23 protein-coding genes are annotated in these 21317 nt (G+C 66.2%); 20 read left to right on the top strand and 3 right to left on the bottom strand.

From position 1 onward, the window contains the following. The first annotated feature begins 95 nt into the window (after positions 1-95). From BQ7106_RS05905 to BQ7106_RS05865, 9 genes are all read left to right on the top strand, one after another. Positions 96-494, top strand: coding sequence for an MFS transporter (locus tag BQ7106_RS05905; protein WP_129583808.1), 399 nt, complete (start codon positions 96-98; stop codon positions 492-494). 140 nt (positions 495-634) lie between these two features. After that, positions 635-3322 carry a cation-translocating P-type ATPase gene (locus tag BQ7106_RS05900; RefSeq protein WP_072372871.1) on the top strand — a complete coding sequence of 896 codons (2688 nt, stop codon included), beginning with the start codon at positions 635-637 and terminating at the stop codon, positions 3320-3322. A 489-nt stretch (positions 3323-3811) separates the two neighbouring features. Beyond that, a complete protein-coding gene (locus BQ7106_RS05895) occupies positions 3812-4828 on the top strand; it encodes a hypothetical protein (RefSeq protein WP_072372868.1) in 1017 nt (338 codons plus the stop codon). Between the two features lie 96 nt (positions 4829-4924). Continuing rightward, positions 4925-6124 carry a GTPase RsgA gene (rsgA, locus tag BQ7106_RS05890; protein WP_072372865.1) on the top strand — a complete coding sequence of 400 codons (1200 nt, stop codon included), beginning with the start codon at positions 4925-4927 and terminating at the stop codon, positions 6122-6124. Positions 6125-6439: 315 nt separating this feature from the next. Continuing rightward, on the top strand, positions 6440-7174 hold the full coding sequence (locus BQ7106_RS05885; protein WP_072372862.1) for a CpaB family protein: 735 nt from the start codon (positions 6440-6442) through the stop codon (positions 7172-7174). Continuing rightward, positions 7171-8469 (top strand): MinD/ParA family ATP-binding protein, encoded by a 1299-nt coding sequence (locus BQ7106_RS05880; RefSeq protein WP_072372859.1) that lies wholly within the window; start codon positions 7171-7173, stop codon positions 8467-8469. Before BQ7106_RS05885 ends, BQ7106_RS05880 begins: the two co-directional genes overlap by 4 nt. Continuing rightward, on the top strand, positions 8470-9792 hold the full coding sequence (locus BQ7106_RS05875) for a TadA family conjugal transfer-associated ATPase (RefSeq protein WP_072372856.1): 1323 nt from the start codon (positions 8470-8472) through the stop codon (positions 9790-9792). It abuts the gene before it with no gap. Beyond that, positions 9771-10712: a type II secretion system F family protein gene (locus BQ7106_RS05870; protein ID WP_072372851.1), complete on the top strand. Its 942-nt coding sequence runs from the start codon at positions 9771-9773 to the stop codon at positions 10710-10712. The genes BQ7106_RS05875 and BQ7106_RS05870 overlap by 22 nt, the downstream gene beginning before the upstream one ends. After that, a complete protein-coding gene (locus BQ7106_RS05865) occupies positions 10712-11350 on the top strand; it encodes a type II secretion system F family protein (RefSeq protein ID WP_240307446.1) in 639 nt (212 codons plus the stop codon). The genes BQ7106_RS05870 and BQ7106_RS05865 overlap by 1 nt, the downstream gene beginning before the upstream one ends. A gap of 291 nt (positions 11351-11641) precedes the next feature. Here the strand turns inward: BQ7106_RS05865 and BQ7106_RS05860 are convergent, their stop codons facing one another. The 3 genes from BQ7106_RS05860 to BQ7106_RS05850 form a co-directional block, all read right to left on the bottom strand. Then, entirely contained in the window at positions 11642-13159 is a 1518-nt protein-coding gene (locus BQ7106_RS05860) for a recombinase family protein (protein ID WP_129583807.1), read from the bottom strand. Positions 13160-13248: 89 nt separating this feature from the next. Then, positions 13249-14457, bottom strand: a complete 1209-nt coding sequence (locus BQ7106_RS05855) for a hypothetical protein (protein WP_072372845.1) — start codon at positions 14455-14457, stop codon at positions 13249-13251. 9 nt (positions 14458-14466) lie between these two features. After that, the gene (locus BQ7106_RS05850) at positions 14467-15111 is read right to left on the bottom strand and encodes a LexA family protein (RefSeq protein WP_072372842.1); all 645 of its coding nucleotides are present in this window, start codon (positions 15109-15111) and stop codon (positions 14467-14469) included. A gap of 82 nt (positions 15112-15193) precedes the next feature. Here BQ7106_RS05850 and BQ7106_RS05845 point away from each other — a divergent pair, with 82 nt between their 5' ends. The 11 genes from BQ7106_RS05845 to BQ7106_RS05795 all read left to right on the top strand — a co-directional run bounded on the left by BQ7106_RS05845 (position 15194) and on the right by BQ7106_RS05795 (position 21315). After that, positions 15194-15451 carry a helix-turn-helix domain-containing protein gene (locus BQ7106_RS05845; RefSeq protein ID WP_083526936.1) on the top strand — a complete coding sequence of 86 codons (258 nt, stop codon included), beginning with the start codon at positions 15194-15196 and terminating at the stop codon, positions 15449-15451. A 295-nt stretch (positions 15452-15746) separates the two neighbouring features. Further along, the gene (locus BQ7106_RS05840) at positions 15747-15995 is read left to right on the top strand and encodes a hypothetical protein (protein ID WP_072372836.1); all 249 of its coding nucleotides are present in this window, start codon (positions 15747-15749) and stop codon (positions 15993-15995) included. A gap of 68 nt (positions 15996-16063) precedes the next feature. Further along, positions 16064-16393: a hypothetical protein gene (locus tag BQ7106_RS05835; protein WP_072372832.1), complete on the top strand. Its 330-nt coding sequence runs from the start codon at positions 16064-16066 to the stop codon at positions 16391-16393. Then, positions 16393-17601 (top strand): DUF1351 domain-containing protein, encoded by a 1209-nt coding sequence (locus tag BQ7106_RS05830; RefSeq protein WP_072372830.1) that lies wholly within the window; start codon positions 16393-16395, stop codon positions 17599-17601. The genes BQ7106_RS05835 and BQ7106_RS05830 overlap by 1 nt, the downstream gene beginning before the upstream one ends. Beyond that, entirely contained in the window at positions 17594-18124 is a 531-nt protein-coding gene (locus BQ7106_RS05825) for an ERF family protein (RefSeq protein ID WP_072372826.1), read from the top strand. The genes BQ7106_RS05830 and BQ7106_RS05825 overlap by 8 nt, the downstream gene beginning before the upstream one ends. Beyond that, positions 18124-18483 (top strand): hypothetical protein, encoded by a 360-nt coding sequence (locus tag BQ7106_RS05820; protein WP_072372823.1) that lies wholly within the window; start codon positions 18124-18126, stop codon positions 18481-18483. The genes BQ7106_RS05825 and BQ7106_RS05820 overlap by 1 nt, the downstream gene beginning before the upstream one ends. Next, the gene (locus BQ7106_RS05815) at positions 18473-19063 is read left to right on the top strand and encodes a single-stranded DNA-binding protein (RefSeq protein WP_072372820.1); all 591 of its coding nucleotides are present in this window, start codon (positions 18473-18475) and stop codon (positions 19061-19063) included. The genes BQ7106_RS05820 and BQ7106_RS05815 overlap by 11 nt, the downstream gene beginning before the upstream one ends. Before the next feature lie 25 nt (positions 19064-19088). After that, the gene (locus BQ7106_RS05810) at positions 19089-19676 is read left to right on the top strand and encodes a hypothetical protein (RefSeq protein WP_072372817.1); all 588 of its coding nucleotides are present in this window, start codon (positions 19089-19091) and stop codon (positions 19674-19676) included. Further along, the gene (locus BQ7106_RS05805; protein ID WP_072372814.1) at positions 19657-20394 is read left to right on the top strand and encodes an ATP-binding protein; all 738 of its coding nucleotides are present in this window, start codon (positions 19657-19659) and stop codon (positions 20392-20394) included. The genes BQ7106_RS05810 and BQ7106_RS05805 overlap by 20 nt, the downstream gene beginning before the upstream one ends. After that, positions 20391-20855 (top strand): hypothetical protein, encoded by a 465-nt coding sequence (locus BQ7106_RS05800; RefSeq protein WP_072372810.1) that lies wholly within the window; start codon positions 20391-20393, stop codon positions 20853-20855. Before BQ7106_RS05805 ends, BQ7106_RS05800 begins: the two co-directional genes overlap by 4 nt. A 4-nt stretch (positions 20856-20859) precedes the next feature. Beyond that, positions 20860-21315: a hypothetical protein gene (locus BQ7106_RS05795; protein WP_072372806.1), complete on the top strand. Its 456-nt coding sequence runs from the start codon at positions 20860-20862 to the stop codon at positions 21313-21315. Positions 21316-21317: the final 2 nt, after the last annotated feature.

Raw genomic sequence — 21317 nt, 5'->3', positions numbered from 1 at the left:
CGTACGCCAACAATCTACAGCCCCCAAGTTTAGCGCAGGCAAGCTATCTGTAAGCGCCGCGCTCGCCGAAAAAGGCTTGTATTCGGAATCAGTTCATGGCAGAGCCACATAATCGAGAGTTCGTCGTGGCGTCGGGAGTCTCCGCGGCGACCTCGCTCGCCCTTCTCGCCACCATGACCGATGCCGTCGGGCTGCTGCTCGCGGCCCCCTTCATGGCAGGCGGCTACGGCGTCATGTGCTCGGTCTGCCAGTCCGCGGCAGTCCGCGAGGCCGGCCCCGGGAGCGTGGGGCTCGCCAACAGCACGTACTGCATGGGCTTCGACGTGGGGATGACGCTTGGGCCCGTGATCGGCGGCGCCCTGTTCGGCGCCTTTGACCCGGCGTGGTTCTACCCCGCGCTCATGGTCACGGTGCCCGCGGCCTGGCTGGTCTGCGCCGTCTCGCGGAGACGTGCGGTATGTGGAGGGGACAACGGAAGGGAGACTGAATCGTAGGTCCGCCGTCGGGTAGAATATGCGTCGTGTTTTTATCCATGCGTCCGGCATGGCAGCCTTGATGGGCCCTTGCCCCTCCCCTGGGGAATTACGATCGGGCATCAATCTGCCGGGCGCCGACTTCCCAGGAGGGGAACTGAATGAAGGAGTACCTAGAGTCCAAGGACGAGGTGCTGGGGGAGCTTTCCTCAAACGAGGAGAGCGGCCTCAGCGCGGGAGAGGCCTCGTCGCGCCTGGCCCAGTACGGGCCCAACGAGCTCGAGAAGGAGGAGAAGACCCCGCTCTGGAAGCGCTTCTTTGAGCAGATGGGCGACCCGATGGTCATCATGCTGCTCGTGGCCGCCGCCATCTCGGTCGGCGCCGGCTTCCTGCAGGGCGAGCCCGAGTGGGCCGACGCGGCGATCATCCTGTTCGTCGTTGTCCTCAACTCCGTGCTTGGCGTGGTCCAGGAGGCCAAGAGCGAGCAGGCCCTCGAGGCCCTCCAGGAGATGAGCGCCGCCCAGTCCAAGGTCGTGCGCGACGGCAAGATGAGCCACCTGCCGAGCTCTGAGCTCGTCCCCGGTGACGTCGTCCTTCTCGAGGCCGGCGACTCCGTGCCCGCCGACTGCCGCATCCTCGAGAGCGCCTCGATGAAGATCGAGGAAGCTGCCCTCACCGGCGAGTCCGTCCCGGTGGAGAAGCACGTGGAGGCGATCGAGCTCGCCGAGGGCACCGACGACGTCCCCCTGGGCGACCGCAAGAACATGTGCTACATGGGCTCCACCGTGGTCTACGGCCGCGGTCGCGCCGTCGTCGTCGGCACCGGCATGAAGACCGAGATGGGCAAGATCGCCGACGCCCTCACCACCGCCAAGAAGGAGCTCACGCCGCTCCAGATCAAGCTCAACGAGCTCTCGGGCATCCTCACCAAGCTGGTGCTCGCGATCTGCGTGATCATCTTCGCCGTCGACCTCATCCGTCACGGCTCCCAGCTCGGCGAGAACCCCGGCATGATCCTCGACACCTTCATGGTCGCCGTGTCGCTGGCTGTCGCCGCCATCCCCGAGGGTCTCGTGGCCGTGGTCACGATCGTGCTCTCGATGGGCGTCACCAAGATGTCCAGGCGCCAGGCCATCATCCGCAAGATGACCGCCGTCGAGACCCTCGGCTGCACGCAGATCATCTGCTCGGACAAGACCGGCACGCTCACCCAGAACAAGATGACCGTCGTCAAGCACGAGTGCGCCGGCCCCGAGGAGCTGCACGTGCGCGCCATGGCGCTGTGCTCCGACGCCAAGTGGGACGCCGAGAAGGGCGAGTCCGTGGGCGAGCCCACCGAGTGCGCCCTGGTCAACGACGCCGCCAAGGCCGGCTTCTACGAGAACGGGAACGCCGAGCGCTACGAGCGCGTGGGCGAGGCCCCGTTCGACTCCGGCCGCAAGATGATGTCCGTCGTCGTCAAGACCCCCGAGGGCACCTTCGAGCAGTACACCAAGGGTGGCCCCGACGTGGTGCTCGCCCGCTGCACCCAGGTCATGAACCCCGACGGCTCCGTCGAGCCCATGACCGAGGCGCGTCGCGACAAGATCATGGCGGCGAACAAGGGCATGGCCAGCGAGGCCCTGCGCGTGCTCGCCAGCGCCGTGCGCATGCACAAGTCCCTGCCCGACGACTGCAGCCCCGAGGCGCTCGAGCACGACCTCACCTTCGTTGGCCTCTCCGGCATGATCGATCCCGAGCGCCCCGAGGTCGCCGCGGCCATCGCCGAGGCCAAGGAGGCCGGCATCCGCCCGGTCATGATCACCGGCGACCACATCGACACCGCCGTGGCGATCGCCAAGAACCTCGGCATCTGCGAGGACGCGAGCCACGCCATCACCGGCGCCCAGCTCGACAAGATCTCCGACGAGGACTTCAAGGAGCAGGTCACCCAGTACAGCGTCTATGCGCGCGTCCAGCCCGAGCACAAGGCGCGCATCGTCGACGCCTGGAAGGGCCGCGGCATGATCGTGGCCATGACCGGCGACGGCGTGAACGACGCCCCGTCCATCAAGCGCGCCGACATCGGCGTCGGCATGGGCATCACCGGCACCGACGTCACCAAGAACGTGGCGGACATGGTCCTCGCCGACGACAACTTCGCCACCATCATCAACGCGTGCGAAGAGGGCCGCAGGATCTACGACAACATCCGCAAGGTCATCCAGTTCCTGCTCTCCGCCAACATCGCCGAGGTGCTCTCGGTCTTCACCGCCACGCTCATCGGCTTCACCATCTTCCAGCCGGTCCAGCTGCTCTGGATCAACCTCATCACCGACTCCCTGCCCGCGCTTGCGCTCGGCATGGAGGAGGCAGAGGGCGACATCATGAAGCGCAAGCCGCGCAAGGCGACCGACGGCGTCTTCGCGGGCGGCATGGGCGTCGACATCGCCTTCCAGGGCGTCATTATCACGGTGCTCGTGATGGCCTCGTTCTTCGCCGGCATGTTCTTCCACAACGGCGCCATCGACATGAGCCTGCTGCTCGACGGCCAGCCCGACCCCGAGGGAGTCACCATGGCGTTCATCACGCTCTCCATGGTGGAGATCTTCCACTCCTTCAACATGCGCAGCCGCCGCGCCTCGATCTTCACGATCAAGCACCAGAACAAGTGGCTGTGGGGTGCAGCGCTTCTCGCCGTGGTGCTCACCGTCATCCCCGTCGAGGTTGACTTCCTTGCCGAGATCTTCGGCTTCATGACGCTCAACCCCGAGGCCGTGCTCACGGCCATCGGCCTGGCGTTCCTGATCATCCCGATCATGGAGGTCTACAAGGCCGTCATGCGCGCGGTCGAGAAGAACCAGGACTAGCGGGCCACGCGGGGGCATGCCCCCTAACGGATTTTCGCGCGTCCCGATGCGCCCGACCCCGGTCGCCCTTGCGGTGGCCGGGGTCTTCTCGTGAACGGCGGGGTTCGCGCACGGCTCGCTGGAGGGCTGGCTGGCGGGCTGGGTCGTCCCGTGGGAGGGGACGAGTGGGTGTTGTCCCACGGCCAAAATTCGATTTGATATTTTATTTACCACTAAATTGGCAACAACTCGGCCAAACTCGGGTGTGAAATCGTTCTCATACCCAAGTTCTTCTCACTTTTGTGGTAGATGAAAAATGAAACTATGGTGCCGATTCGGCTGTGTGACGAGATGGCGCGCGATTGTTTGGGAGGTCGGCGGGACAGGCGGTCCGCGGGCGACGCGCATCGTGTTCCCGCGATGCCAGGGCGCTCTGCGCCACCGATGTCGCCCTTGTGGTAGAGTCGTTCCACCGAGGCGACCCCCATCTTCTTCGGATGAGGGGGTCCTATGCCGGTTCTTCTTTCCCACAATTCTGCCCTGGAGCTGCTTCGGTCCGTCCCTCCGCAGGTCAGACGGTATTCGGCGGTCGAAGAGCCCCTCGAGCTCGGGCAGATCTCAACGGACGGGCGCTTCATTCGCTCCGTGAACTTCCGCGAGCTCGGCATTCGTCGCTCGCCCCTGCACGTGCTGCTCGGGAAGGGCGGACGGGCCCCGAGGGTCGACGGGGTCAGGTGCCACTGGCTCGGACGCGAGGTCATGCCCGGAGGGTTGCTGCTCGAGCTCGCTCCCGACGTCTACTCCGTCGGTCCGGAGCTGTGCTTTATGCAGATGTGCGCGTGCACCTCGCTTGTCGGATCAGTGATGCTCGGCAGCGAGCTGTGCGGTCGCTACTCTCACTTTTCGGAGATGATCTCCGGGTACTACGAGCGACCCCCGCTGACGTGCGTCGCGCGGATCAATGAGGCCATTGCCGCGCTCGTGGGGATGTACGGGCTGAGCCACGCCCGGGAGGCGGTCCGCTGGGTGTGCGACGGCTCACGGTCGCCCATGGAGAGCGTTTCCGTTGCAGAGCTCCATCTTCCGGCGCGTTACGGTGGCCTCGCCTTTATCAGGCCCGAGCTCAACCATGAGGTCCGGCTTGATGCCGCCGCCTCGGCAATCGCCGGGACGCAGAGCTGCTTCGTTGACGTCGCATGGCCCGGTCAGAGGCGCGGCGTGGAGTACGACAGCAAATTGTTTCACATCGATCCGGCGCGCGACCTGAGGCGCAGGGAGGCCCTCGAGCACATGGGGTGGACCATCAACACCATAAAGCTCGACCAAATGGTCGACCACGACGAGCTCATGAGGGGCGTCGCCCTCTTCGAGAATGCGATTCCGCGGCAGGCGTGCGGCCCCGCTCCTCCCGACAAGGTCGAGGAGCTGCACGGGCGCCTTCTCAGGGCGACGCGCTACGGGGTGGGCATCGAGCGGGCGCTGTTTGGCGTGCCGGTCCCGCGTGGGGCAGTGAGGCTGTGCCTGTGAAGGGCGTCTCGCGGGTCGCGCGGGCGTCTGGTCGGCCCGATCCGCGCGGCGGACACGCTATACTGACGTGGTCCGTTACCTTGGAGAAAGGGCACCGTGGCAAAGAGGGCTCCAAAGAGGCGCCGTGCGCGCGGCGTCGACGGGTCGCGCGGCGTCGACGAGGCGCTGCCCGCGCTCTCGGCGCTCACGGAGCTGCCGACGTTCGACGAGCTGTCCGCGAGCGACCGTCAGCGTGGAGCCTACGTCGCCGCCCGTTCCCGGGCGGTCGAGGCCGGCGCCTCCGTCGACGAGCTCGTCATGGGCTGCGTCGTTCGGCTCGACCGCGGCTTCCCGGCCGTGCTGTGTGCTGACGCGACCTTTCGCGCCGAGTTCTCGGCGCGCCTCACCAAGGGCGGGCTCTCCGGGAGGAAGGAGGCGCGCGTCGCCGTGGGGGACTGGGTGTGCGCCCGTCGGCCCCAGGGACATGACATGGGCCTCATCGAGGAGATTCTCCCCCGCGAGAGCGACATCGCGCGCTGGCGCGGCAAGGCGCGCGGGGAGCGGCAGACCCTCGCGGCGAACGTCGACCTGGTACTCGTGGTCCAGCAGCTCGGCGAGCGCCCCGTGTCCTGCGACCGCATCGCGCGCTCGGCGGTGATCGCGCGCGACTGCGGGTCCGACGTCGCCGTGGTGCTCACCAAGGCCGACCGCGCCGACGATGACGTGCTGGCGCGGGACGTGGCGGCCGTGCGCGACATCCTCGGCGAGGGGTGCGGGCTCGTCCTCACGGCATCGGCCGCCTCCGGGGGCGAGGAGGCCCGCGTGCGCGCGTGCGCCGAGCGCCTCGGGGTCGCGTGGGGCACCGAGTCCGTGCGCTCGCTCGTTCCGCGCGGGAGGGTCGCCATCGTGCTCGGGGAGTCGGGGGCGGGCAAGTCGACGCTGCTCAACGCGCTGCTGGGGCGTGACGTGCTCGAGACGGGTGCCGTGCGGGAGGTCGACGACATGGGTCGGCACACCACGGTGGCGAGGCGCATGGTCTCCCTGCCCGGCGCGGGCGTGATCGTGGACGAGCCGGGGCTCAGGAGCCTCCCGATCGTGGGTCACGAGCGAGGCCTCGCCAAGGTCTTTCCCGAGATATCCGAGGCCGCGACGATGTGCCGCTTCCGCGATTGCACGCACACGCACGAGCCGGGGTGCGAGGTCCGCGCGCGACAGGCCGAGGGCGCCTTCTCGGAGGGTCGCCTGACGTGCTACGTGGCGCTTGCGACGGAGATGCGCGAGAGCGCTGCCTCGCTCGACCCCGACGTCGTGCTGTAGGGTTGTGTCGGCGTCGCCGCCACCGGCCCCGGAGGCTTGCGGCGGAATGGTTGCCGACTCCTCGACCAAAAATAAATTCTCATATCTCATGTGATGTGGAGAAGCGATGCCGAAACGGCGGCCGATCGCAGTCCATCAATACGACTTATAGCTTATAACCTGCGCTTATTTGATTCTGCGGAGATTCGTGCGTGCGCTCAGGAAGACTCGTGTCGAGCTTTCTGAACTTGTTGCCGTGACCGGCTGATCGCCGGGGGACAATGCCCCTCACACCGAGCCGCCCCGGCGGCGGAACGAGAGGGGGTCACGGTATCCATGACGCGTAGATTCAGGCTCATGCTCTCCGGCGCGTGCGCACTGCTCGCCACGACGTTCTGCCTCGCATACGGCCAGCACGTCCGCGACGAGGCGGAGCGCGTGCGAGCCGAGGCGCTCGAGCGCTACGGCGGGGAGGTCGTGAGCCTGCTCGTGGCCCCCGACGGCCTCGAGGCGGGCGAGGTGGTGGACCGACGCAACGTCATCGAGCGCGACTGGCTCGCGGACCTCGCTCCCGAGGGCGCCATCGTGGGCATGGAGAGCGTCGAGGGGGAGGAGGTGACCATTCCCGCGGCGCCGGGCGCACCACTGACCTCGCTCAACTTCCGCGACAGCGAGGACGCGGTCGAGGTCCCCGCTGGGCACGTGGCGCTCGCCGTTCCCGTCACTGACGACCTGGGCCTGCCGCCGTCCGCCGCCGAGGGGACCGAGCTGGTTGCCTATCGGGTGAGCGACACCGGTGTCAGCCTGATCGCTCCCGAGGTCCAGGTGCTGCGCTCCCCCTCCGAACAGGGCGGGATCGGCTCCCGCGGGAGCGTGACCCTCGCCGTCGAGCCGACGAACGTCCCGAGCGTGCTGGCGTCGGGGGCCGATGGCAGCCTCCGGCTCGCGCTTCCCGCGCCCGACGTCGCGGGCGAGGACGCGGGGGCGACCGCCCCGGTCGACGTGCCCGCGGAGGGGTCCTCGGACGAGGCCGCGGGGGCCGGGAGCGAAGGGGAGGGAGACGCATCATGAGCGAGTGGGTCGTGCTGTGCGACGAGCGGGAGCTCGCATCCGTCGAGCGGGCGATAAGAACGATCGACCCCGCGCCCGACGTCGAGGCGGTCGGGACCGCGGACGCCCTGAGGCGCGCGGTGCTCGAGGCCGCCCCCGGCGCCCTCGGCGCCGTTGCGGGTCCGGTGCGCGGCGGGGTTACCGACGTGAACCTCGCCGCGGCGGTGGCGCGCGACGGCAACGCGCGCTGCGTTGCGCTCGCGGCGCGCGGCGTCTCGGGGTCGCTTCGCTCGCGCGCCGCGCGGGCGGGGGTCGACCACGTCCTCGACCTCGACGACCTGGGCGGGGGACCGGACGTCGGCGCGCCTCGGGGTGATGGGGGTCGCCTCGGTGGAGCGCCTCGTTCGGTCCCGCCACCGCCCCCGCGCCGTGCCGACGCGCTCGCGGCGCCGGGCATGCCCGCGAGCGAGCCGACGGGGGACGTCGCGGGCCGGGCCCCGGTCATCGTGGTGTGCTCCGGACGCGGCGGGGTCGGGAAGACGGCGGTCGCGGCCGTTGCGGCGGCACGGGCGGCGGGCTGGGGAATGCGCGTGTGCGCGCTCGACCTGGACCTCTCCTGCGGAAACCTCTACAGCTGCTTCGGCCTTCCGCGGGGAAGCGACCTCGCGCGCCTCGCGGACGCGCCTGCGGTGACACCCGAGCTCCTCGGGCACCTCTGTGTTCCCGTCACCGCTGAGCTCGACGTCGTCGGGCCGTGCGAGCGACCAGAGTCTTCCGAGCTTGCGATGGCGGGGACGGGGGAGCTCGTCCGGATGCTCGCGCTCGAGCGCGACCTCGTGGTCGTCGACACGTCGACGACCTTCACGGACGCTGTGGCACAGGTGGCCCAGCTCGCGGACAGGCTGCTGGTCGTCTCCGACGGCGGGCCGGCGACGACGGCCGCGCTCGCGCGGACGAGTGGCCTCGCGGTGCGCCTGGGGGTCGCGCGCACGAGGGTTGCCCGGCTCGACAACAGGGCGAACCCGCGCGAGCGGACCAACTTCCTGCTCGGTCGCGCCGAGGTGGGGCTCGAGGCCGCCCGCGTGTTTCGCACGTTCGAGGGCGGAGCCGAGGTGCGCGACCTGCTTGCCGAGGGGAGGGCGCTCGAGCTCGCGGAGCTGGACTCGCCCTTCTCGGAGTCGGTGGGTGCGGTGGTCGCGCAGGTTCTCGCGGAGCTCGGGCGTCTGCCCGGGTGCGACGAGGCCGAGCGGCTTGCGGGGGAGTCGACGACGAGGCGGCGTCCGGGGATCTTCGGGCGCCGGAGGGAGGTGAGGTAGGTGTCCGTTCTCGAGAGGGTGCGAGAGGCGGAGGCCGGGCGCGGGGCGGGGGAGCCCGCGGCGGTTGACCTTCGGGCGGCGCGGGAGCGTCTCAAGGGGGCTCTCGTCGAGAGGATGGGGCTGGCGGTCATCGCGAGAATGCTCTCGGAGCAGGATGCGCCCCGTGCGCGCACGGAGCTCGCCGTTGCGCTCGACGCAATCCTCAACACGCAGGGCTTCGAGACGCTGCTCGCCGACGAGCGCTCGCTCCTGGTCGACCAGGTGCTCGACGAGGTGTGCGGGCTGGGGCCCATTCAGCGCCTGCTCGAGGATGACGAGATTACCGAGGTGATGATCAACGGGTGCCAGGCGCTCTTCTACGAGCGCGGAGGGGAGATCTTTGCGGCGGAGACCGTCTTCGACTCTCCCGAGCAGATCATGATCGTCATGGATCGCATCCTCGCGCCCCTCGGCCGCCGCCTGGACCGCTCGAGCCCGATCGTGAGCGCGAGGCTCGCCAACGGCGACCGCGTGAACGCCGTGGCGGCCCCCGTCGCCATCGACGGGCCTGCGGTCACCATCAGGAAGTTCTCGGATGCGATCAGGACGCTCGAGAGGCTCGTGGAGCTCTCGTCGGTCGCTCCGTGGTACGCGACGCTGCTGTCATGGGCTGTTCGCGCGCGCCGCTCCATAGCCGTGGCGGGGGGAACGGGATCGGGAAAGACGACCCTGCTCAACGCCCTGTCCTGCGAGATTCCCCTCGGCGAGCGCATCGTCACGATTGAGGACTCCGCAGAGCTGCGCTTTGACGCCCACCCCAACGTGGTGCGCCTCGAGGCGCGCGGGTCCTCGATAGAGGGGTCCGGCGAGGTGAGCATCAGGGACCTGGTGAAGAACGCCCTGCGCATGCGGCCGGACAGGATCGTCGTGGGGGAGGTGCGCGGGGAGGAGTGCATCGACATGCTCAACGCGCTCAGCACCGGCCACGACGGCTCGCTCACGACGCTGCACGCCGGCAGCGCGGAGGAGGCGGTGCTGCGCCTGATCCTCATGGCGCGCTTTGGCATGGACCTGCCGACCGATCTCATAGAGGAGCAGATCGCGACGGCCGTCGACATCATCGTCGTCACGCGGCGCCTCGCGGACGGGCGTCGCGTGGTCGCCTCGATGTCGGAGGTCTCGCGCGGGGAGGGAGGGCGAGCGCTGCTGACGAAGTGCGTCTCGTTTGACCTGGGACGACGCTCGTGGGAGCTCGCCTGCGAGCCGCGCTTCGTGGGTGAGGCGCTCGCCAACGGGGTGCTGGATGCGGGGGAGGTGGAGCGATGGAGGGCCTGCTTCCGCTAGCGGTGTGCTGCCTGGCGCTTGTCTCGTCGAGCCTCGCCCTGCGGAGCGCGTCCGAGACGCCCCCCGGGGCGGCGGGGCGCGTCGCGCGCCTCGCGACGCGTCGGGCGCTCGCCGCCCTGCGCGCGCTGAGCCGCACGAGGCTCGTGGACTGGGTGCTCTCGACCGGTCCGGGCTCCGCCGCCGCCCGCGAGATGTGTTCCGCCCCGCTCGCGCGGGGGCTGGGGGTCGCCCCAGATGCGGCGGCAGCGGCGCTCGTCGCGGGGGTGCTCCTGTCCTCCGCCCTCGCCGGCCTGCTCTTTCTCACCCCGCTCGCCTCGATCGTCGTGGGGGCGGCGCTCTGCGCGCTCGTCGCCGCGCGAGACGCGGCGGGCAGGCGGCGCCGGCGCAGGGAGACGCTCGCCGAGATGCCGGGAATCTATCGGACGCTCTCCGTCGCGATGGCGTCGGGGCAGACGCTCGCGCAGGCGGTCGAGTACGTGGGGGCGCACGAGCGTGGGCCGGCGGCGGAGGTGTTCGCTCGGATGTCGCTTCGCCTGAGGTGCGGGGTCTCGACCGAGGATGCGGTCGCCCTGCTCGCCGGCGAGCTCGACGTCCCGGGCTCGCAGCTCCTCGCTGCGGCGCTCGTGATCTCGCACAGGACCGGCAGCCCGCTGCGCGACCTCCTGCTCCGCTCAGCTCGTCTCGCTGAGCGGCAGGGGGAGTTCGAGCGGATGCTCGTGGTAAGGACCGCCCAGGTCAGGCTCTCGGTGAGGATCGTGTGCCTGCTGCCGGTGGTCATGGTGGGGACCCTCACGCTCGTCTCGCCGGACTTCCAGCAGGGGCTGCTGACGCCTGCGGGCATGGGGTGCGTGGCGGTTGCCATGGGGCTCGACGGGGTGGCGCTCGCGCTCATCAGGAGGATCATGAGGGGGGTGGGGTGATGGGCGATGCCATGGTGGCCGCCCTGGTCTGCGCGCTCGCGGGGGCCGCGTGCCTCCTTGCGCTCGGCGCCCCGCCGCCCTCGGGCGGCGGCCGGTCCCGGTCACGTCTCGTCTCCGTAGTTGTCGCGGCGGTGGCGGCCCTGCCCCCCGTGCGCCGGGCGCGCGACACCGAGCTGCTCGCCCGAAGGAGGGCAGCGTGCCTCTCCGAGCTGCCGGTCCTTCTCGACATCGTGACGCTGGGCCTCTCTGCGGGGCTCTCCTTCGACTCGTCGCTCGAGCTCTACTGCGAGCGCTACCGCAACGACCTCTCCCGGGCGTTCGACGAGGCGATGCTGAGCTGGCGCATCGGGGCGCGGACGAGGGAGGAGGCGCTCGCGCTCCTTGCGGAAGAGCTCGGGGTGACGGCCCTCGGTCGCTTCGCGACGGTGGTCGCGGAGGCGCTCGCCTTCGGCTCCCCGCTCGCCGAGGCGCTCGAGCGACAGGCCCAGGTCATGCGCGAGGAGCAGCGCGCCCAGGTCGAGGAGGCAATCGAGAAGGTGCCGGTCAAGATGCTCGTCCCCCTGGGGACGCTCATCGTCCCGGCGATGTTCCTTGCGATCTTGGGGCCGCTGCTCGGGTCGGCGCTCGTGGTTGGCTAGGCCTGCGGGCCGTGGAAGAGAGGAGCTGTGGGATGGGAAGGAAGAGCGGATCGGGGGTCGCCCGCGCGCTCGGGGCGACGCTCGCTGACAGGGGAGGTCAGGGCACGACGGAGTACGCGATCCTCGTCGGCGTGCTGGTAAGTGAGGGATAGCTAATGAACACCGATTCTTTGGCTTCAGTCGTTTGCGCAGTTCAGAATGTGCGCGAAATCCTAGAGGAGCACTGCGCGGAGGTCTACGCGCGCGACGTCATGCTCGCGGTATACGTCCTCGGCGCAGTGGAGCGCGACCTCATGACGGTGTGGGAGGAGGCTGAGGGGGGTCCATGCCGCGCATGTGCACTACCAGCCTGATGCGTCCGCCGCGCCTGTCCTCGCGCCAGTAGTCTATGCGCTCGATGATGCGGCGCAAGAAGCTGTTCTTGGCTTCCGCACTTACGGAGTCATCGGCAAGCAATCGTATTGCCCCGCGCGTCGTGGTCACGATTTCCGCTGGTTCGGCTGCGCGGGCGGCAAGATCGTCGTGCCGCTCGCGCAGCCTCCTGGAAAGCTCTTCCGATGCGTCGCGCCGTTGCTTGAACTCGCCGACGGTGATGGCCTCCGCATAGTACAGCTCAAGAAGCTTGTCGAGCTTGCGGTCCTCCTCCTCGATTGCGCGCTCCAATGACTCAAGTTCGTTCGGGTCTGCGCCGCAGCACTTGACGCCAAGCTCGACGTCCTTGGCAATTTGTGCAAGCGCCTCGCACAGCGCATCGATGATGTCCCCTAGATCCGCGCTTCGGCACCTGCATTCTGAGTTGTAGGCATGGTGCAGACGCTCGTACTTGCTGCCGTACCTGTTCTTCACAACCTGCCTCACGAGCGCGCGCCCGCAGTCTCCGCACACGATGAGTCCTGAGAGCGGGTTCTTCATCGTGCGGTCCCTCTGTACCGGAACGGCCTCGAACGCCCCTTGCGCGCGCCTCCATTCCCTCTCAGACACAAGCGGCTCGTGGACGCCCTTGGTCAACACGTATTCGCCATCACGGCTCACTTTCGTCTGCTTGACGAACGTCATGCCCTCACGGCTCACGACCCTCTGACGCCTGTAGCCATAGCGTACGTATCCTTTGTAAACGGGGTTGGATATGATCGTGCCGATTCGAGACGAGCACCACAGCTTACCGTGTCGGGTCAGGATGCCGGAGTCGTTGAGGGAGCGGGCGATTTCCCCCTTGTTCGCCCCGTCAGCCGCCATCGAGAAAATGCGGCGTACAACGGGTGCCTCGCGGCTGTTTGGGACTATGGCGCTCTTCCCGGCCACCTTGTCGTAGCCGTATGGAGGCTTCGATCCGAGGTAGTTTCCTCGCTCCGCAGATGCGTAAGACCCTCCGGTAAGCCTCTCGCGTATGTGGTCGAACTCGATGTTGCTCACGAACATCTGCAGCTTGAGCTGCTGCAGGTCGCTCGCGTTGTCCGGGTCGTAGGTGCGTCCCGGAGTGACGATCAGCGTGTGCGTGAAGCGGAAGCATGACAGAATCCAGCCATACTCAACCGGATCGCCTCGTCCCAGACGGTCGATGGCATGGACGATGACGCCCTCGCAGTCCTCGTCCGCTATTCGTTCCATGACCTTCTTGAATTCGGTTCGGGCTTCGATGGTCTCGCCGCTCACCAGCTCGCGGTATACCTCTGCCACCCGCAGGTGTTCGAGACGTGCGAGCTTCGTAAGCTGCTCCTCGTGGACGGCAAGGGTCTCGTACTTGCCGTACTTCTCCTTCTCGGCGTCTGCGCGAGACTTGCGCAGGTACATCAGATAGTACCCTGCCATGGTAGAATCACCCCTGTAGCGGGCTTCGATGAAGCCCAATACGCCGGCCTCGCCCACCTGCCGCCAAGCTGTCGGGCGGGGCCTTCCTTTTACTGCATCCTCTTCAGCGCCTTCGCTATCGCCCTCCTCGCGTCAACGTTCCTGGTCTGCGAAGAGAAGAGATCCCCTCGCATATCGTCCGTCTCCATGCAGACCCATGTGGGCGCATAGCCATCAGCAGACTTCCTTATGGCGATGATGAGCGTTATGCCCTTGCGCTCGAACTCGATGTCCGCCATGTTCATCGAGCCGTCCTTCAGATACTTGATGTCGATGGTCACCTTGCCGGAAAGCGGGGCGCCCTTCTTCGGACTTGCGGAAAACTGTGCAATCGCAACGTTCTTCGGTGCCTTCCCGCTCTTGGTCGGATTCGAGAAGTCCAAGTCGATATGTGCACTGAGAAGGTCAACGCCGACTCCGGAAAGAAACTCCTCAATGACCCAGGCGGCATCATCGGATACCTTCGCTGTCGTGAACTGGCGGACGTCAACGCCTAATCCAGCGAGCTTTTCCCTGCGCTCGTCTTTCGTGACTCCGCCGACGCTCCCCGGTATGACGCTGTACGTCACAACGAAGTTGTTGTCATCCCTGAGCTTCCTCTCGACCATAGTGAGGTGGAGCTGACCGTCCCCGCCTCCTGCAGCAACGTGGTATCCGCACGCGCCTGACCACATGTAGACGTCTGCGGCCCCTACGGTTCCATCAGGGAGATACCTGATGTGAGCGATTAGGGAGTCATCGCCTTGCTCCGGCTTCGGAAGCTCATGGCCTGCATCCAGGCACGCTTGAATCCATGCCGTGTAATCGACAGGCTCATACCTCGGAGACGAGATGTCAACGCTTATCGTCAGCGGATACTTGGGAGATCTGCCGGTCTTTGTCTTCCCAGCAATCTCGGCGGTGGCGAACTTTGCGTCATCGAACCAGACGTCGAGTCTGGACGGGATGGACGGCTCGACCCTACGCGCCTCTTCAACGATGGATGAAAGGGCAACGCAGTCGATCATCACAGTCGAGAGTTTGCTCCCGGTCAGGATCGGAACCCTCTTTTCGCCCGATAGGAAGTAGCGGCAGGTTCCAAGGTTGACCCCGCAAATCTCGCCGAAGTCCGCCTTGCCAGCTGCCTCCGGAATCGGGTTCACCATACGCCACTCGACCGAAGCTACCTGCTGATTGGGAGCCTTCCTGTCGGTTGAGTTGGCTTTGCCACCGACGAGCTTGCCGATTGCCTTTCCGATGTGCCAGGAGATGGGCCTCATCCTTGCCCCCTAGATGACGTAATCGAACGGAATCACGTACCACACGACCTCGCCAATAACCGTGACCGTCTCGGCGTCCGGGTCGGCGTAATCGAAGACCATTGACTTGATTGTCGGGTCGGTGCTGTCGGGGTAAAGCTCTATGCCGTTGGCAAGGGTTCGCACGCGCTTGATCGTTGCGTCATATCCATTAACGCACACGGCATAAGCCCTGCCGTCAACCGTCTCATTCGTCGGGTTTATCAACGCATAGCACCCGTTTGGAAGGACGCGGTTCATCGACTCGCCAACGACCTTCAGCAGGAACGCATCGGGGAATTTGCCGATCAGCTCAGAAGGGACTACGAACGTCGCGTCGATGGGAAGCATCTCGATGGGCGTACCAGCAGCGATGGACCCGTACAAGGGGACACTCACCCAAGCCTCGCCAGCTTTTCCGCCTGTGGCGACTCTTCCTTCCAGGATGGCCGAGAGTGTGACGCCATAGGCGCTTGCAATGGTTGCAATCGTCTCTATATCCGGGGCGTTTATACCGGAAGTCCAATTAGTTACTGCGGCGCGGGAAACCCCTACCTTTTTCGCGAACGCCGCCTTGCTTCCCTCTCTATCGATGAGGGCCTGTATCGACTTCAGCACATTGCTGCGTACTGTCATGGTCTCCACCTCCTTTCCCAATTGTACAGAGAACAAAAACACCTGTAAATAATTCCTTGACAATGTACAGCACCTGTGTACTATGGTGTACAGCAATCCTGTACACAGAGAGGAGGTACCGATTTTGATTTACCAGAGGATCCGCGCATACATGGAACGCATGGGTTTCACGCAGTCGGTTGTCGCGAAGAACGCAGGGATGACGAAGGTTGCCATGTCTGAGTCTCTTCGCGGCAACCGACGTCTTACTGCGGACGAGTACGTAGCCATCTGCAATGCGCTCGGTGTGTCTGCGGATTTCTTCAGCCAGGACCAGGAAGAGGAAGAAGCACGTGTTTAGGAGGGGCGGTTGTGAGCTTCGGACTGCATGACAAGGACTGGGTTGACCCAGACCCTCCGCGAATCGTCGCATGCCGTGACTGCGACGAATGGGAGCGGTGCCCGTGCGGGTGCAGCTACGGATGGTGCAGCGCGGAAGGTGAGTTCACGAATGAGGACAACGAATGCGAGTTCTGAAAACCCGGTTGTCTTCGAGGCGGGGATACGGCTACTCCACATCGGAAATACCGACGTGGAAATCGTGGCCAAGACGCCGATACGCCTCAAGCATCTGGGAATCGAAAGGATGGTGCTCGATGCACACGAATCAAAGGGCTGCGCGGCCCGAAATGGTTGGTCGCCAGAAGACCGCGCAGACCCGACAGTACAGGCACGATGTGCCTGCGAAGCATTATAGCCGCTTCGCGCTCAGCAACGATTTCAAGGCTGGGCTGTTCCTGGGAATCACCGTCTCCGCGCTCGTCTTCTGCGCGGTGCTCTTCCTCTGGGTGATTCCGACCATGGATGGGGCAGTTGCCATGGCAAGGCAGGCGGCGGGCCTATGAGGGCGATAAGAAGTCCGTACCAGCCGACGCGCACCTACAGCGCGGCACACATCGAGAGCGGACGCGATATGGCATCGAAGGTGCACCGCTGGATGGAGGCGAACGAGCCTGCTTTCCGCAAGATCTACGGGTTCGTCAAGGACATGCAGCGCACCGGTGGAAAGGGCCGCGTGCGAGACCGCGTAGCGGCGTTCTGTGTTGACCAGAGCATCGAGGTCGGGGACGAGCCTTACACCTTCAACAACACGTGGTGGGCTGGCATCAGCCGCTATCTGGTGCTCTTCGACCCGTCGCTCTTGGATGACCCAATCAGATTCAGAGACTCGGACATCGACTGCCACGGACTGCTTCCGGTGAGCTACCTGCCCGAGATCGAGCCGAACATCGAGGTGAGCTAATGGACTACAAGAGCATGACCGTCGCGCAGCTCACGGCCGAGGCCAAGGCGCGCGGGGTCAACGTCTACAAGGGCATGAAGAAGGCCGACATCATCGCCCTCCTTGAGAAGGAGGAGCCGCTTGAGGTCGATGCGGAGGTCATCGAGGAGGACGAGCAAGACCTCTCCGTCCACACGCTTCCCGGCCAGATCAGCGCCAACTTCGACGCCCTTGAGGCGCACGTCGATTCCATCCTCAAGGACTACGAGGGCTGGCAGCCGTCGGCGGACAGCGCCGAGGACGTCAGGGCCTGCGCCGATGCGCGCAAGTACCTGAACGGCTTGGCCAAGCAGATTGACGAGCGCCGAAAGGCCGTGAAGAACGAGTACCTGCGCCCGCTCAACGCCTTCGAGGGCCGCAGCAACGCCATCCGCGACAAGATCAAGAGCGCCGTCGCGCGAATCCAGGCGGTCGAGAAGGAGGCCGACGAGGCCCGCAAGCGCGAGAAGGAGAACGCGCTGCGCGAGCACTACCAGGAGGTCGCTGGGCTTCTCGCGGACGTCGTTCCCTACGAGGCCATCGCGGACCCCAAGTGGCTGAACAAGTCTCCGCACGTGGAGAACTGCAAGAAGGAGCTTGAGGACCGCTGCCGCAAGGTCGCGAAGGACTGGGACGCGCTCAAGGCGCAGGATCTCGGCGACTTCGGCGAGCAGGCCGAGCTTCGCTTCTTCCAGTCGCTCGACCTCGGCGAGGCCATCGCGTGGGCGCACAAGCTGGCGGAGGACAAGAAGCGCCTCGACGCCATGAAGAGCGAGCTTTCGTCCTACCAGCAGGAGGACGAGCCGCAGCCCTGCGACTACCAGCCCGCAGAGGCCGTCAGCGCCCCGCAGCCCGTCGCCGCGCCCGTTCCCGTGCAGCCCGCCCCCATCCCCGTGCCGCAACCTGCCCAGGTCACGGTCGAGCCGAGCATGGGCTGGCAGATTGCGAACGAGCTTGAGAGCTTCGAGCCCGCCCTGCAGTCGAAGGTGCTTGAGGCCGTGCGCCTCGCCAAGGCCACGCCCGCGAACGCTCCGGTGCCGTGCGTCATGGTCATCGACTCCGCCACCACCGAGCAGATGCAGGCGGTCGGCAAGCTCTGCGGCCTCGTCGGCGTGACCGGCGTCTTCAAGCGCGGCACCCTCGCCGAGGTCTGCCAGCGCACCTACGGAATGGGGGCAATCAATGGCTAACGCAATCCTCGAAAGCCTTCTTGAGATCCAGCAGACGCTGAAGGTCGAGAAGGGCCAGTACAACGCCTTCGGCAAGTACAAGTACCGCAGCAAGGAGGACATCCTTGAGGCCGCCAAGCCGCTCTGCTACCAGAAGGGCCTGCTGCTCACCTGCGACGATGACATCGTGAAGGTCGATGACGGCTGGGTCTACGTGAAGACCACCGCCAGCCTCACCGACGTCGAGACCGGAGACAAGGTGTCGGCAACCGGCTGGGCGCGCGAGCCGGAGGACAAGAAGGGCATGGACGAGAGCCAGATCACCGGAACCGCGTCGAGCTACGCGGGGAAGCGCGCCCTGGGCAACCTCTTCTCCATCGATGACACCAAGGACAGCGACGGCTACGACAACAGCGTCCCGCAGAGCGGCCCGTTCATCGCTGCCTGCACCGCCTGCGGCACCCAGTGGCAGTTCCAGAACCGCGAGCAGATGGAGCAGTGCTCCTGCTCCTGCGGCTGCCGCACGTTCAGGGTGGTCCAGTAATGGTCGGCACGCTCCAAGACCTCTACGCCAAGCGCGACGAGCTTGAGGCCCTTCTTGAGGAGGACTTGGAGGAGTGCCGGAAGAGCGGCTTCCAGTACGCCGAGCACGAGGCCGAGTACCGCAAGGCCCTGCGGGTCGAGATCATGGCCGAGCGACGCAAGGGGACGCCAGTGACGGTCACGAGCGACATCTGCCGTGGCATGGAGCACATCGCCGACCTGAAGCAGGCGCGCGACGCGGCGGAAGCCCTCTACAAGACCTCGCAGGAGGCAATCAACGTGCACAAGCTGCGCCTCCGCATGGTAGACGCAGAGATTCAGAGGATTTGGAACTCAGGAGGAACAGGATATGGCGAGTAACGTCAACACGGCTGTCATCAGCGGAAACCTCACCCGCAACGCCGAGCTTCGCATGACCCAGAGCGGCACGCCGGTTCTCAGCTTCGGCGTGGCCTGCAACCGCTCCGTCAAGAACCAGCAGACGGGCGAATGGGAGGACCGCCCCGATTACATCGACTGCGTGATGTTCGGCAATCGCGCCCAGGGCATCGCCCAGTACATGACCAAGGGAACCTTCGTCGTTGTCCACGGCCGCCTCGCCTACAGCTCGTGGCAGGACAAGGAGACGGGCAAGAACCGCTCCAAGATCGAGGTCGCGGCATCCGAGGTCAACTTCCACAGCAACCAGCAGCAGGGCTACCAGCAGCCCATGCAGCAGCCGCAGCAGGCTTACCAGCAGCCGACCTACCCGCAGCAGCCAGCCTACCCGCAGCAGGGCTACCAGCAGCCCGCTCAGGCGTACCAGCAGCCCGTTCAGCAGCCGCAGGCCATGCCCGCGCAGCCCGCGCCCGTGGTGCAGCAGCCCGCCCCTCAGATGCCCCAGCAGCCCATGCAGCAGCCGCCCGCTGCCGACATGTACGACGAGGACATCCCCTTCTAGGGCGGCCCAGATGGAAGGACTGCTCATGCAGGTGCTCGACTCACTCATCGAGGGGCCGCTCAGGCTCCGCAACCGGCGCGAGGGCGACGAGCTCATCGGGATGATCGTGCGCTACCTGGCGACCGGGGACGAGCCGGAGCCGCGCACCGACGCCCAGGAGGCTGTCATCACGTCCGTCATGCCGGTGCTCGCCAAGAGCAGGGCGCGAATCGTAGCTGGAAGCAACGGCGGAAGCAAAGCGCCAAGCAAACAGGCAAGCAAAACGGCAAGCAAAACAGGAAGCAACGGCGCAAGCGACGCGGCAAGCAAAGCGCCAAGCGAAGAGGAAGAGGAATTAGGAAGAGGAATCAGGAAGGAGGAAGCAGGGGAGAAGCGGGCGCGATTCCGCGCCCCCGCCCTCGAAGAGGTGGCCGCCTACGCCTCCGAGTACTGCGCGAAGCAGAGGCTCGACCTCTCCGGGTTCTCCGCCGAGCGATTCATCGACCACTACACGGCAAACGGCTGGCGCGTTGGCAGGACGCCGATGAAGGACTGGAAGGCCACAGTGCGCAACTGGTGCCGTAACGACTGCAAACCCATGGGAGGAGGTTCATATGCCCAGTACGACCGCTAAGACCTGCGAGTTCTGCGGGAAGGAGCTTGAGGCCCGCTACATCGACATGCCGTTCTCCAAGGACGGGGCCAAGCGCAAGATGTTCGTCGGATACGCCGAGTGCGACTGCGCCGAGGCGGTCAAGGCCCGCGAGAAGGAGGCGGCCGCCGAGGCCGAGCGCGAGCGCAAGGCCGAGCAGGATGCCTTCTACCGCAAGCTTGAGCAGGCGGGCGTGCCCAGGCGCTACCACAAGGCTTCGCACCCCATGGCCAAGGATCTCGCGGCCAAGGTCGAGGGCGGCCAGTCGCTCTACGTGTGGGGAGACAACGGCACGCTCAAGACCACGCTCGCCAGCGCCATCGCTCGCCGCCTCGTCTACCACGGCAAGCGCGTCCGCATGGTCAACGCCGTTGATCTGCTCATCGATGTTCAGAGCACCTACGGCACGCCCCTCGCCGAGAGCGACGTGCTGGCCAAGTACTCCAAGGTGCCGTTCCTCATCCTCGATGACCTCGGCAAGGAGCAGCAGACGGCGTGGACGGTCTCCCGACTCTACTCGATCGTCAACGCCCGCGACGGCGCGATGTTGCCCACGGTCATCACGAGCAACTTTCGCGTCAGCGAGCTGGCGGCGCGCATGGCGGCGTGCGACGAATCGACCGCCAAGGCCATCGGGTCGCGCCTCGCCGGGATTTGCGAGACGGTGGCCACCGACGGCGGGGATAGGAGGCTGCAATGAGCTTCGTCCCCGACAGCGGCCAGCTCTGCGGCCTCTCGCTGCAGGTTGCCGAGCTTTACGGCAAGCCTCACCTTCACGCGCACTACGCAGGGAAGGGCGTCAGGACGCACCGCATGGACGATGGCGCGACGTGCGCCGTGTGCCGCCGGATGGCCACGAACGTCCACCACGTGCCGCCGGTCTCAAAGGGCCTGTTCACGCTGCGCACTCCGCAGGGCGAGTGGGAGCTGAGGCCCGCGCTCTTCGCCCTGTGCGGCAGCGGCACGACGGGATGCCACAACCTCTTCCACGGCGGCGCGAGGTATCAGCCCGAGTGGGTCTGGTTCCTCGACTACCAGGAGGCGTGGTGGAGCGGCGACCTGCTCAAGACGTACGAGCCGCACGACCCCGGACTCTTCGCCTACGGCAGGTGGGTCATCCACGACCGCAACACCGGAACGACCTTCGAGCCTTGGAGGTAGCCGGATGGGCAAGGTGCTTCAGGGCCAGATGGTGCTCGACCTGTTTCCGGAGGAGCGTGAGGTCGAGCAGAGCCCGCTCGAAGGCTGCATCGCATGGCTCACCGAAGAGCGCGGATGCGACGAGGGGCGCGTCAGGCCATTGGTCGAGCAGTGCTACGCGACGTTCGGCAGGGCCGAGGCGTTCGACCGAGCCAGGGAGCTTGAGCACTTCTACGGGAGGCACGCGGCACCGAGGCTTTCTGCCTGCCCTCCGGCCCTCATGGGGATGTTCGACCCGAGCATCGACTACCACACGCTGTGGGACAGGTGCTGGGCCGCCAGGTGGATTCCCCTGCGCGAGGCGATGGAGGTCAAGTTCTGGCACTACAACTACCGGCACGACCCGTACACGGGGGCACCGGCCTGGGTTTGGTACATCGACAACAGCGGGCGCGAGGTAAAGCGCCCGTACGAGGAGTAGCA

This window comes from Thermophilibacter mediterraneus (genome assembly GCF_900119385.1).
Lineage (GTDB): Bacteria > Actinomycetota > Coriobacteriia > Coriobacteriales > Atopobiaceae > Thermophilibacter > Thermophilibacter mediterraneus.
Note: the sequence above shows the minus strand (reverse complement) of the source record. Positions and strands in the feature narration are given on the sequence as shown.